Annotated in this window: 11 protein-coding genes and 2 pseudogenes; 8 read left to right on the top strand and 5 right to left on the bottom strand. The window is 38.9% G+C overall.

All coding sequences use genetic code 11. The features are described 5' to 3' along the window. Positions 1–171: 171 nt before the first annotated feature. Genes DSM106972_RS05525 through DSM106972_RS05540 form a run of 4 tightly spaced genes read right to left on the bottom strand, consistent with a single transcriptional unit; the run spans position 172 to position 1927 of the window. Positions 172–996, bottom strand: a complete 825-nt coding sequence (locus tag DSM106972_RS05525; RefSeq protein ID WP_127079594.1) for a HEAT repeat domain-containing protein — start codon at positions 994–996, stop codon at positions 172–174. A gap of 18 nt (positions 997–1014) precedes the next feature. Further along, on the bottom strand, positions 1015–1215 hold the full coding sequence (locus DSM106972_RS05530; protein ID WP_127079596.1) for a hypothetical protein: 201 nt from the start codon (positions 1213–1215) through the stop codon (positions 1015–1017). A gap of 26 nt (positions 1216–1241) precedes the next feature. Beyond that, complete coding sequence (locus tag DSM106972_RS05535) at positions 1242–1697, bottom strand: HNH endonuclease (protein WP_127079598.1); 456 nt, start codon at positions 1695–1697, stop codon at positions 1242–1244. Beyond that, positions 1694–1927: a hypothetical protein gene (locus tag DSM106972_RS05540; RefSeq protein WP_127079600.1), complete on the bottom strand. Its 234-nt coding sequence runs from the start codon at positions 1925–1927 to the stop codon at positions 1694–1696. Before DSM106972_RS05540 ends, DSM106972_RS05535 begins: the two co-directional genes overlap by 4 nt. A gap of 376 nt (positions 1928–2303) precedes the next feature. On the opposite strand from DSM106972_RS05540, the gene DSM106972_RS05545 reads away from it, so the two are divergent. The 8 genes and pseudogenes from DSM106972_RS05545 to DSM106972_RS05575 all read left to right on the top strand — a co-directional run bounded on the left by DSM106972_RS05545 (position 2304) and on the right by DSM106972_RS05575 (position 8452). Then, positions 2304–2984, top strand: a complete 681-nt coding sequence (locus DSM106972_RS05545; RefSeq protein ID WP_127079602.1) for a DUF3854 domain-containing protein — start codon at positions 2304–2306, stop codon at positions 2982–2984. Next, complete coding sequence (locus tag DSM106972_RS05550) at positions 2941–3501, top strand: DUF3854 domain-containing protein (RefSeq protein ID WP_158632770.1); 561 nt, start codon at positions 2941–2943, stop codon at positions 3499–3501. The genes DSM106972_RS05545 and DSM106972_RS05550 overlap by 44 nt, the downstream gene beginning before the upstream one ends. A 61-nt stretch (positions 3502–3562) precedes the next feature. Continuing rightward, a pseudogene (locus DSM106972_RS05555) lies at positions 3563–4408 on the top strand (HsdM family class I SAM-dependent methyltransferase). Next, a complete protein-coding gene (locus DSM106972_RS53135) occupies positions 4389–4685 on the top strand; it encodes a hypothetical protein (protein WP_233787228.1) in 297 nt (98 codons plus the stop codon). The pseudogene DSM106972_RS05555 and the gene DSM106972_RS53135 overlap by 20 nt, the downstream one beginning before the upstream one ends. 558 nt (positions 4686–5243) lie before the next feature. After that, positions 5244–5981: an AraC family ligand binding domain-containing protein gene (locus DSM106972_RS05560; protein WP_127079606.1), complete on the top strand. Its 738-nt coding sequence runs from the start codon at positions 5244–5246 to the stop codon at positions 5979–5981. Positions 5982–6092: 111 nt separating this feature from the next. After that, positions 6093–6665, top strand: a pseudogene (gene cysE, locus DSM106972_RS05565) (serine O-acetyltransferase); the annotation flags it as partial. A gap of 76 nt (positions 6666–6741) precedes the next feature. After that, positions 6742–7854 carry a threonine aldolase family protein gene (locus tag DSM106972_RS05570; RefSeq protein WP_127079610.1) on the top strand — a complete coding sequence of 371 codons (1113 nt, stop codon included), beginning with the start codon at positions 6742–6744 and terminating at the stop codon, positions 7852–7854. A gap of 433 nt (positions 7855–8287) precedes the next feature. After that, positions 8288–8452 carry a hypothetical protein gene (locus DSM106972_RS05575; RefSeq protein WP_186538494.1) on the top strand — a complete coding sequence of 55 codons (165 nt, stop codon included), beginning with the start codon at positions 8288–8290 and terminating at the stop codon, positions 8450–8452. A gap of 134 nt (positions 8453–8586) precedes the next feature. Here the strand turns inward: DSM106972_RS05575 and DSM106972_RS05585 are convergent, their stop codons facing one another. Continuing rightward, a complete protein-coding gene (locus DSM106972_RS05585; protein ID WP_127079612.1) occupies positions 8587–11715 on the bottom strand; it encodes a plasmid replication protein, CyRepA1 family in 3129 nt (1042 codons plus the stop codon). Positions 11716–12379: the final 664 nt, after the last annotated feature.

Genomic DNA, 12379 nt, shown 5'->3' on the forward strand with positions numbered 1-12379 from the left:
ATTTATTAGTTTATCAAGCTGTTATTAATATAATAGCTGATGTCGTTAATGATGAAGTTGCTCCATACTACAATAATATTATTTTTGGAAACGTCTATACAAGAAATTTGTAGTTTTAATTTTTTATCACACTTGACATAAAGTTTTTTATTAATTGTAAAACAGCGATGCTTAGGTCATATCCAAAATAAACGCTTCAAGTTCAGCTACAGAATATTGCGCTAACCCGTTGGTATACAAGTGATTTGTAAACGCGCTCGACATACGAGTAAAACAAAATGCTGGTTTATACTGCCGTTCTAGGTCTTTCCGTTTCTTTTTGCGCTCTGCTCTCGGTAAATTATATGTCAAACTACGAAGTTGTAATAATTGATACTCGTACTCTGCCTCTGACTGAATGAGAATATTTGAATCTTGTCGCAATTGCTCAGTACACCTTAATTTGCTTTGAAATAATTCATCTTTTACCTGTGCATCATCACCAACAAATTCAGATAGCACACCGATAACCGCCCATCGAGTCATGTAAACTTGGCTACTCATAATTGAGTCAAGAAGTTCCCAAAAATTTTCGGCGCCGAGCCAAGCCATCTCACCGATTAGTCTAGGTAATAAGATTGGGTCAGTGTCTCGATATGTATTAAAGGCTTGATTTAATACTGTCGTACTGCTATAGCTACAAGCTTTACCCAACGTATACACTACTTGCTTACGAGTAAAATGGTTTGGAGAAAAAAGGAGTTGTTCAAGATTTTTGACAATTAAAGACTCTGGATAACCTTTTACAAACTTCTCACGATTATGAGGTCGAGAACCTAAAACCAGCAAATCTCGAATGAAGAGACAAGTTGAGCCAAAAATTTCATCATTCCCTGATTGCAAAAGTTCATTGATGATGTTGCATAGTTCTGTGTCAGATATCGAGTTAACAATTTCAGCTAAATAATCTACATCTTGTAAGTGATTAAGGTAATGCAAAATTTTGCTTTTTATCATTTCCATTTAGCTCATTCTTCAATTAAAATCCGCTTTGTTGCGTTTAACAGGCATACTAAACTTAGTACCTTCTTGTGTATTTTCTTTCGTCGTTTCAGAGTGCGGCGCCGCTTCCCTTTTACGCAGTGAGAGAGCTTCTGCTTTCCTAAACTTACTAGCTTTGAGGAACTTAGGCGCCTCTTGTAATAGCATCCCTTGCAAGTGACTCAAAACAATCATGCATTTTTGTAATGAATAAATATTTATCAAGGAGATTCACGTGGGTCAGTAGCAGGAGGATGCAAACCAGCTATTACCCAAAAACCTCGCGCGCTACGTATTGAGTCATCTACTGGATATCTTTCATCATTCAAGTCTAGTCGCTCACATGTAGCTCTACCTTCTTGTGTAGTTCCTATAATTGTTTTACCGTCTTGTGACCAAGTAAAATGCTCAGACCAAATTTGTTCGCGAGGATTAAAAATTGGTACTTCAGATTGGGTTTGAGGGTCAATGGCTGTAACAAAATTGTAACGACGTTCATTACAGCGACGACATGCCAAAGCCAAATTATTACCATCATCCGAACCAGCAAGGGATTTTGGTCTTACATGGTCTACTGTAAACCTACTTGCAGAAATACGTTCCCAAGAATGACAATATTCACAAAGATAATTAGCTCTTGAACGCACCAACTCCTTAGTCGCATTATCAATCGTCATTTTTGAGCTACCAGCATTGCATTTATATGAGTGAAAATTCGGTCTAATTCGCCAATCTCCTCAAGCTCTATAGCTTCTTCAGTAGTTAGTAAATCTGTTTTTCTTCGCGACAAAAGTTCTTCCATTCGTGTTTGTAGTTTGTCGTTAAACTTAAACAGATTCAAATTATCCAATTTTTCAATTTGGATATTACTAAGCAAAGATGAAGGTCTAACTATTACTGTCGTCATACATAATGTAATATGGCTTGCTTAAAGTATGTGTATTGATTATAGCCTATAAAGAAAGCTAGAAGCATAGATGGTAACTGCTGTAAATAATAATAACGTTTATCACAAGTAAGTAGTTTAATAAATTGGTTGTCAGGGTTGTCAGAATGCTTGTATAGCAGTACTTTCAGGTTGTCAGTTAAGCTTGTCAGGTTTCAAATTGGTTGTCAGTTTTTAAATTAATTATTCTTTACATATATCTAAATGCTATGTGTGTGCATCTTTGCCGTATTCTTAAATATTGTAGTTGTACGCATGTGCAACGGAACATGTAGATAAAAGAAACCCGAGAAAGGCAAACAGTGGGTTGGAAATTAAATTGAAAATTCTTAATATTATGTCCAAGTATACGGCGCAAAGTGTTCCAAATACTAGTAGTACATTTGATGATATACATGCGCCTGATTCATCACAACGTAATCGGTTCAGCAGTTTTGATGATTTTAAAGCATTTATCCGTGGCGCCTTTATTTCGGGTAGCGGTATTGATTCTGAATTATTCGATGTTTGTGTAGAGTTTCATACTGACATTGAGTGTTTTGATGGTGGGGATGTGGAGGCGCCTATCCATGAAGAGTTGGGATGGAAGTTTACTCGGTTTAGTCACAAAGCCTCAGAACCGTTGTATGCAGCATTCTTGCGGAATGAGGATGGTAGTTTGTGGCAAGCGGTTGTTTCACTGTGGGACTCGGAACGCGAGCGACCTTACCGATATTTGGCGCCTACCAATAATGGAGATAGAGCATTCCTTCCACCTATCCCACCTGTAATTAGAAAACGCATTGCTTCAAACTATGGTATTGATGTACCGGAAACTGGTAGTTTTTGGGAATGGTGTACATCAATTGATGTGCCACGTATTGTAACTGAGGGTGGTAAGAAGGGACTGTGTGGATTATCGCTTGGCTATATCACGATTGCATTATATGGATGCACATGTGGCGCCATTACTAAAGATGAGGATGGTAATAAAGTTGAACCATTACTTACACCCGACTTGCAACGCGAAAGCGAGTGAAGATACCAAATGGTTGTTTGCATTTGACCGCGATGAAAAACAAACAGCCAAAATTGCTGTATCATCGGGTAAGAAGAAATTGCGTGCTGCACTCGATGCCGCTAACTGCCATTATATAGATATCATCTGGAAGGAAAGTGATGGTAAAGGATTGGATGACTTGGTTATGCGAGAAGGTAGCGGCGCGTTCAATTCTGCTTATGCAATAGCAATTGCAAAATTAGAGAAGCAATTTAATAGTACACATTTACGTAGTAAACCTAACAAAATTCCCGAAGCTGATATACTAGCGGCTGACATTGCATCCCACTACCTTCTCAAGTTGCTATGGAATGATGAGCATAAGACTTGGATGGTTTTTTCCCATAAAAATGATGGTATTTGGGCGCCTGTCACCGACCATTTTATTGAAACGTTAATTCAAACTACTCTTGAATCAAGAGGTATTAAAGGTTACGGTACTGACTCGTATATTACCAACATACGTAAGTTTTTAAGTCGAAAGCATATTTGTTAACTCCCAAACTGCGCTTAAACAACCGCGTATACTAAAAAAGTTGGTAACAAGTATTGATGAGTTGGACTGGTACTCAGCGTCATATGAGGGTTTAGGTGATTTATACGAAGACTTATTAGAAAGAAACGCATCCGAGAAAAAGTCCGGCGCCGGACAATATTTTACACCGCGTCCTTTAATTGATTGCATGGTGGAATTAATCAAACCCCAGGCAGGAGAACTCACTCAAGACCCGGTCGCAGGAACTGGGTGATTCGTAATTGCCGTAGATAGATATATAAAACGACACACGGATGACTTATTTAATCTTAGCGAAGCAGAACAATCTTTTCAACGCTATCAAGCATTCTACGGGATTGAATTAGTACAGGATGCTCATCGGTTGTTACTGATGAACATGTTATTACATGGCATTGAAAGCGAAGTTTCTTTGGGTGACACTTTATCTAGTGACGGGCAACAACTACCCAAAGCTGATGTTATTTTAACTAACCCCCCCTTTGGTACTAAAAAGGGTGGTGGACTACCAACGCGCGAAGATTTTACATTTCCTACAAGTAATAAACAGTTAGCGTTCCTACAACATATATATAGAGGGTTAAAACCTGGAGGACGCGCGGCAGTTGTATTACCTGACAACGTTTTATTTGAAGATGGGCAGGGTCGTAACATCCGCGCTGACTTGATGGATAAATGCAACCTGCACACAATATTAAGGTTGCCTACAGGGATATTTTACGCCCAAGGTGTCAAGACTAATGTGTTGTTCTTCCAACGTGGCGCCAGTGATAAGGGTAATACAAAAGCGGTATGGTTTTATGACATGCGTACTAATATGCCAGCTTTTGGTAAACGCACACCTTTAACCAAGGAGCATTTTAAACCGTTTGAAGAGCGCTTATGGTGATGACCCTAATGGTAACAGTCAGCGGGTCGATGAAGGGGAAAGTGGGAGATGGCGCCGTTTTACCAGAGAGGAAATATCTAAACGTGGAGAAAACCTAGATATTACCTGGTTACGGGATGAAAGTTTACAGTCAGGGGATAACTTACCGGAACCAGAAATTATTGCAGCTGAGATAATGACCAAGCTGCAAACCGCGATGGATGAGATGGAAGCGTTGATGCTGCTGTTGGAAGGAGACCCAGAGACCGAAGCGGAAACGGAAGCTTTGTTGGAATAAAATCGTTTGGTGTGTTGAAATTGTCGAATGTATTTAAATTGGTTTGGTCTGTTGAAATTGTAAAACGTATTTAGACCGCCTCGGAATGAAATTCGCTCGTCTAATAGTCCAAGTACGCTTAAACGTACTAATTATTCAAACATATAAAATCTCATTCCCATGCGGGTACGAGTAATATTACAGAATATGGCGCCCGGTCTCTCACTATTCGGCTGGGTTTTTTATTTGACTTGCTCCGCGTGGGATAGCGCGCCTGCTATTGGCGTAAGGTTAAATGTGATATTGATATGAATAATTAATTGCATAAGAAAAACTAATCATCAAAAATCTCTTCTTGTGGTATGGGGTAATAAAAGATTTTTTTAGTAAATGCATAAAGAAAATTTTTCAACTGTATGTAAAAACAGAAGCAACCAAACAATTGCTTAAACATTATCGCTCGACTGTGATTGCATAAAGAAAAATTTTCAACTGTATGTAAAAACAGAAGCAACCAATAATTTATCTCGACTGTATTTTTGACCTTTAATTACTTTGAAATAAACGGAGATTAAAAACATGAATTTCTCGACTTTAGAAATCCCTGCAAGCGAAGCAATACAACAATTTTACTGTCAGCCTTTCTTCAAAACCACTCTACTAGACTACACAATGGCAGGTCACCCATCAATTGCTCGTTGGGTAGTAAATTCTATTCATATTGATGACAGTGAAGGCGACACCCACTTTCTATTTGTTTCATCCGGCTCAGTTACTCTCAAAAGCTGTAACGGAGAGTTTTTATTGCAAGAAAACTGCTTTGCTGCAGTACCAGGTAACTTTTCTTTAGATGGTTCTGGGCAAGTTTTAGTCGCAACCCTTATAAACTACACTGGACTTTTTACAATTGGAGGTCCAATTGAACCTAGAGGGCGCCTTAATTATATTGATGGTTGTTCTTCAACAGTTTTGATTAATCCTTTAAAACGTGGAGAACCCTGCTTAAATTTCCTCTATGTTCCTCAAGGTATATCACAAACTCCTCATACCCATCCCTCATTGCGAATTGGGCTTGTTGCTGAAGGTAGCGGAACTTGTACAGTAAATGAAGGAACCTTCAAGATGGAGCCTGGAACAGTCTTCTGTCTTCCAGAAAACAAGTTACATAGCTTCTCGGCAATTGATAACTCTCTAAGCATTATTATATATCATCCAGATTCTGATGTCGGTCCAACTGATGATTCCCACACTATGTTGAATAATACTTTTGTTGGTAAAAAATCTGCTAAAGTTCTGGATGCAATTAAAACAAAATAGAAGTCGGTTTGTCTTCGACAATGATTGTCGAAGACAAAGTGACGAAAGTTGAAGCAACGTTCAAATCCCAAAAAACTGCCCGAAAAACTGTAAACAAGAGCTTTTGTAACCATGACTGCCTACAACAAATTAGCAAACAGTGTTTATCCTTATAAATTTAGCTGGGCTGTTCTTAAGAACCTGAAGGAAATTTTAGTCGAAGATTATGCGATTGTAATGAGACGTGACCCGGCTGCCTCTCATTGGTTAGAAGTATTACTGCTTTACCCCGGTCCTCAAGCAATAATCTTATATCGTATAGCTCATTTGCTCCACAAAAACCGCGTTTTCTTTCTGCCTCGCTTTATTTCTCATCTCGCGCGGCAACTAACAGGAATTGAAATTCACCCAGGTGCGGTTATTGGCAAAGGTGTATTTATCGACCACGGTATGGGAGTAGTTATTGGCGAAACCGCAGTGGTAGGAGATTATTGTTTACTTTATCAGGGTGTAACCCTCGGCGGCACAGGTAAAGAAATTGGTAAACGTCATCCTACCTTGGGTTGTAATGTTACTGTTGGCGCCGGAGCAAAAATTCTCGGCAATATTAATATCGGTAGTCACACCAGTGTTGGTGCTGCCAGTGTAGTTCTAAAAAATATACCGTCAAACTCTACAGTCGTTGGCATACCTGGTCAAATTGTTTCTAAACCAGCTTTATGCTAAGTAGATAAATAAACTAATGTTCGATTAAATACTTAACACCATTTTAGGAATATTTATGATTTTGTTAGGAAGTGATACAGAAACAAAGCCGACACGCGCAATGCGACAGGCAATTGCCAATGCAGAAGTTGGAGACGAGCAAAAAGGAGAAGACCCAACCGTTAACAAGTTACTAGAACGTGTTGCAGATTTACTAGGCAAAGAAGCTGCTCTTTTCTTTGCATGTGGAACGATTTGCAACTTTGTAGCAATCAAAACCCATACTCGCCCTGCTGATGTGGTGTTAGCAGAACACATGTCACACATTATTCGAGCGGAATCAGGGGGTGCGGCACTGAGTTCTGGTGTATTAATGGAACCAATAGCCAGCGAGCGAGGAATTTTTACAGTCAACGCAATTGAGCAAGCACTTGCAAGAGTTACAACAGCCCCTTATCTTTATTGTGCAATGCCACGCTTATTGTGTGTTGAGCAAACTCATAATTTTTCAGGGGGTAATGTTTGGCAGCTTTCTGAGTTACAGTCTGTTTGCGAGTTCTCCCGTCAAAAAGGTTTAGCTACCCACATGGACGGAGCAAGACTTTTAAATGCAGTTGTTGCATCGGGCACTTCGGCAAAGAATTTTTCGTCATGCGTTGATTCTGTCTGGATTGATTTTACCAAAGGGCTAGGCGCCCCAATGGGTGCTGTGCTTGCCGGTTCGCGAGAGTTCATATCAGAAGCACGTCGATATAAACACATTTTTGGTGGCGCCATGCGTCAAGCAGGGATTATTGCTGCTGGTTGTCTTCATGCACTTGACTATCATGTTGAACGTTTAATTGAAGACCACGACAATGCAACTTACCTAGCTCGTTCCCTGAGTACCATCGAAGGAGTTAAAGTTCGCGACACAAACCCCGATACAAACATTGTTTTCTTTGATGTTTCTCAACTAGGAATAGACAAAGGCATGTTTCTAAATTTGCTACAACAACACGGTGTAAAAATGGGAAGAGTTGGCCAATCAATTCGCGCTGTTACTCATTTGGATGTCTCGCGCGCTGATATCGATTTTGTAGTTGATACTGTTGCTTCATTAGTAAAATTCCTTGGTAGTGCAGCTATTAAAGCCGAACGTAAAGATATACTCCAATTAGAAAACGTCATTCAGTTCATACCCGCCTAGGACTTTTAGTCCGTTTGCTAATAGAAAAAGTCCATTAAAATGGACTGCGTAAACAAGTAACATTAATCACATATTTATTTTGAATAAAATCTCATTATCTTCAATCCATTAAAATGGACTTCGGCTATTCTTCTTAAAAATTTTATTACGCACTACGGGTATGAATAATATTACACAACGGCGCCTACACAATTAATATCGGGTTTACCGTACCCAGATTATTCATATTAACATCACCTCGCGCATATCTGTTCGGTTTTCATTAACATAAAAGTGATATAAGCCGTATTTCCAACCATTTCAACCTTTATTACTATAGGGACATAACGAAACAATATACCATCAGAATTTCACTTCAGTTGTAGCAGCATTAGATAAATTAGATGATGATAGTTTGTGGCAAGTTGCGCGCGCGAGCAAAACAACCCAAGATATGGAACGATACAACATATTGCTTGAGGGTAACTCTAACGGTACTCTTAGTGAGGAGGAACGTTTAGAGTTAATGGCACTGCGGCATGAAATGGACGCTTTTATGCTATGTAAAGCTACTGTAGCAGTATTACTCCGGTGGAGAGGACATAATATACAAACGTAGGTTTATAATAGTGTCTACATATATTTCTGAAAGTTTAAGAAATCAAATTGCATCGAAAGACTCTTCACGGTGTTGTTATTGTTTAACCACAGAGGCGAATAGTGGTATACCTATGACGTATGACCATATTAAACTCAAAATGGTACTTTATCCATTGGTAAACTACTTTCTGAGCGAGTTGGAAAGGAATTAAGTTGATTTTTATCTGTATCAAGATTAACCTTTGTGTGTACTAACATTAACTCGTCACGCTGTTGCCAAATAGTAAATATCTCCTCCCTACCATCGTTGAGTGTTACCGAATCAACTTGATAAATTCCGTTTGCTCGCTTTAATTTTAAACCTAACAAATTTAACAATCGACTGAGAATTTTTATGGTTGGAACTTGGTCGGTGTCTTTGATTAAGTTAATACCTAAAACTCGCTTTATATGTTGACTACACTGCAACACTGTGTTTTTAAGTCGATTTAAATCTGTTTCATGTTCTGTAAAGGTTCGTCCTGACTCTAAAAACTGCTGCATTCCTAACGCACGTAATGCTTCAACTTTTAATGTGTAAGTTTTTAAGTCGGGTAAAAACACTTTTCCATCACCTGATAATAGCTGTTGATACCATTCTTGTTTGTCTTTAAGTCTAAAATATTCGCTTTCGTGCGTGAGATGATAGTGTATTAATAACTGAGCATAATACCCTTGGTCATCACGCATCTTTAATTCTGGGGTTACGGAGACACCATAGCGTTGTCGAAGTGTATATTTATCTATTTGGTGACGTTCTTGTTCGCTATGTGAATGTTTGGCTGATATTTTCTCATACTCTACTTTATCTATATCTTTGGCGTTTGCAACAGCATTGGCGCCAGCTATTTGATTTTGACGTTTAATTTTCTTAATACTACAGCTAATTTCTTTAGATTTTTGCCGAGAATGGCGCCAGTCTTTTTGAACTTTAACAATTTCTAACATTAATCTGCGACGAGTTGGCAAGTCTTCAGGGTCTGTTGCCAAAAAAGCATGGCGTAAATCGCGGATAATATTTTGATGTACAGCGTTGCTGCGTAACCATATTTGATGACCATCTGCGATTAAACCATCTTTCATCGACTGACGGTACATACAAATTGAAGCATTTATACGTGCTGATAGTTTTGCCCAAGTTCGTAAATGTATAGGGTCATATACCAATGGTAAATCTACATCCACATGGTGTAAAGGACTTAGTAAGGCTAAATTTTCCTTTTGGTTTTCCTGATACCACTGTGATAGTAATCGATAGTTAGTGCTACCACTGCCAATTATTCCAATTCCTCGTTTTGCACACCATACTGCACGTGGTACAGAGTCACGAACACGCGATAATGCTTGTCTTGCTTCTGAGTCAGGAATTACACCTTGAAAAATACCGTAAACACGGTCAAAGTGCTGAACGTCGATACTAACACCTGTTCCTAAACTAGGTGTCACTAATACTAAATCGTAATCTGTAACTTTCTGATTGATTTCAGCAGCAAAGTCTACTGCTGCATGTCCAGGAGTATTAGTTGTGCTGCTGCTTATCACCAATGATTTAGGAGATATTCTATATAAACGCTCTAGACGTTCTCTTAAATAACGCTCAATCGTTTCACAGCTATATCTTCCTACACGACTATCGGTAGTAACATAACATTTACGTCCAGCTATTAAGTCAAGTTCAAGCTGTTGAATTAACGGAGTAGGGTTAGGAGAATCATAAAACGAGATATCCCAACCTTTCTCAGGTTGCCATTCATTTTCTAGCACCCAAGGAGTTATTTCTCTTCCTGCTAACTGCTGTATGTACTCCAGGGAAATATCTGATAAGTCAGCATCTTGGGCAATTACTAAACCACCTGTTGTTAACACAGTATTAATAAGTTGCTGGAATGCTTTGAGAAGCTTGACGCGCTTATCTTTACAAGTAGTACTATGAAGCAAGTGTGATAAAGACTGTTCAACTTCGTCTAAAATTATTATCCCACCTGCCCAATCATTCGCATTAAGTTTCCAAATTGAATCTACACACAAACCTAGAGAGTTCTGAGTGTTGAGTGCTGAGTGCTGAGTTTTAAGTGCTGGGTGTGCTGAATATGTGGTTGTATGTTCTCCAAATCCCCAGTCGATACCGATTTTGTCGCAGAGGAATTTTCCCAGTTGGATTCTATGGGTGATTAATAAAATGGGACGGTTATTTGCTTTTGCTGATTCGATTACTTTTTGTAGTGCAGTTGTTTTTCCCGTTCCTTTCGCTGACTTTACACCAACTAAACCAGAATTTGGCAGAGGTATTTCACCTAAATAACGACGATTTACTGTCAGTGCAGCATTTACAGTTAATTGAGCATGAGGTTTACAAAGAGCTAAATATGCCTCTAAATCTAAACTGTGACTATATATATTATCGACGGCATCGGCGCCTTGCTCAACAATAAATTCATCAACACCTTTTTCTTTTCCAGGTAACTTCATCACCTGAACAGCACAATTCTGAGATTGAAACAGTAAACCAAGCTGAGAAATAGCATTATCAACAGCAGCAATCTTTCTTGGTTCTGTCTCAAAATCGAAACAAATATAAAATTGGCGCCTGACTATAACTGTAAAAGCTGCTAAATCTGGTATAAGCTGCCGACTAATAACTTTACCAAATTCATTCTTATTAACACGATAACCACTAGTAATTCCAGGTATGGCAATTGCAACATAACCTAACGATAATAACGCAGCAGCTTTTTTAACACCCTCACAAATAATAACTGGTATAGAACGCTCAATTACCCACTGCCAAAAACCCTCAGCTTCACCACTTTCATTAATATATATATTCGCAGGTAAATCTATACCATAACGTTGACAAACTTTCTCCCACACAGGCAATGTCACACGTAAACAAAATACGCGCGTAGCTGTTCCTGGTGGATGCTCATACTTAATATTTTTACCCTTTTGATTAAGTCGAGGTTGATTTGGCTTAAAACAACCCCACTCCATCCCCTCCCAATTATTCAACGGGTCAAGTCCCGAACACCACCAACCCCCAGAACTCACGTGTGCATAACGCTGCAACCAGCTATTTCTGACCATTCCCGTATTAGTACGTGGAACCTGCTCAGAAATCAACAAGTAATCATAGGCGCCATTATCTTGAAGTGAACTGAAATTTAAGCTCGCGATGTCCGAATCAATACCACTACCTCGAACTAACTCGTCAAAATGCTGTGGATGCAGATAGTATCGATACATGTTACCTGAGCTTCAATGCTTCATACGATGCAAACAACTTAACACGCATCCACTTTTTTCGATATAGGTACTAAGTAAAGACTCTAGGGTAATCTATATTATATTGTAACCTAAAATACCTCGCTTCCCATTTCTCACTTTGCTCCCCCCAACCTTACCGTTCAATCAATAAGTATGTATTGTGATATTTTACATCTCATAAATTTTGTAAATCAGTAAGAAACCGGGTTTCTTCCACACTGAACATAACAATCCTCAAAATAAACGAAAAGAAACCCGGTTTCTCAGCGTCATTAAGGTTTAAAGGCGCCTGCAAAACTACAGAAACCGGGTTTCTTCCACACTGAACATAACAATCCTCAAAATAAACGAAAAGAAACCGGGTTTCTCAGCGTCATTAAGGTTTAAAGGCGCCTGCAAAACTACAGAAACCCGGTTTCTTCCACACTAAACATAACAATCCTCAAAATAAACGAAAAGAAACCGGGTTTCTCAGTACCAACGAAAAGTCAACGCATATCGAAAAACAACCATTCAGGTTTAAAGGCGCCATCTAAAATTAATAAACCGGGTTTCTTGTTATACTTAGTGTAAAAAAAACTGGGTTTTAAGGCGGCAATAGAAGTTGATAAACCGGGTTTCTTTTAGTTTAACTTCGAGATTG

Source organism: Dulcicalothrix desertica PCC 7102 (assembly GCF_003991905.1).
Lineage (GTDB): Bacteria > Cyanobacteriota > Cyanobacteriia > Cyanobacteriales > Nostocaceae > Dulcicalothrix > Dulcicalothrix desertica.

Coding starts and splice junctions, on each gene's coding strand:
- DSM106972_RS05525 (WP_127079594.1), bottom strand. CDS start 996: ATGATAAAAAGCAAAATTTTGCATTACCTTAATCACTTACAAGATGTA.
- DSM106972_RS05530 (WP_127079596.1), bottom strand. CDS start 1,215: ATGATTGTTTTGAGTCACTTGCAAGGGATGCTATTACAAGAGGCGCCT.
- DSM106972_RS05535 (WP_127079598.1), bottom strand. CDS start 1,697: ATGACGATTGATAATGCGACTAAGGAGTTGGTGCGTTCAAGAGCTAAT.
- DSM106972_RS05540 (WP_127079600.1), bottom strand. CDS start 1,927: ATGACGACAGTAATAGTTAGACCTTCATCTTTGCTTAGTAATATCCAA.
- DSM106972_RS05545 (WP_127079602.1), top strand. CDS start 2,304: ATGTCCAAGTATACGGCGCAAAGTGTTCCAAATACTAGTAGTACATTT.
- DSM106972_RS05560 (WP_127079606.1), top strand. CDS start 5,244: ATGAATTTCTCGACTTTAGAAATCCCTGCAAGCGAAGCAATACAACAA.
- DSM106972_RS05570 (WP_127079610.1), top strand. CDS start 6,742: ATGATTTTGTTAGGAAGTGATACAGAAACAAAGCCGACACGCGCAATG.
- DSM106972_RS05575 (WP_186538494.1), top strand. CDS start 8,288: ATGGAACGATACAACATATTGCTTGAGGGTAACTCTAACGGTACTCTT.
- DSM106972_RS05585 (WP_127079612.1), bottom strand. CDS start 11,715: ATGTATCGATACTATCTGCATCCACAGCATTTTGACGAGTTAGTTCGA.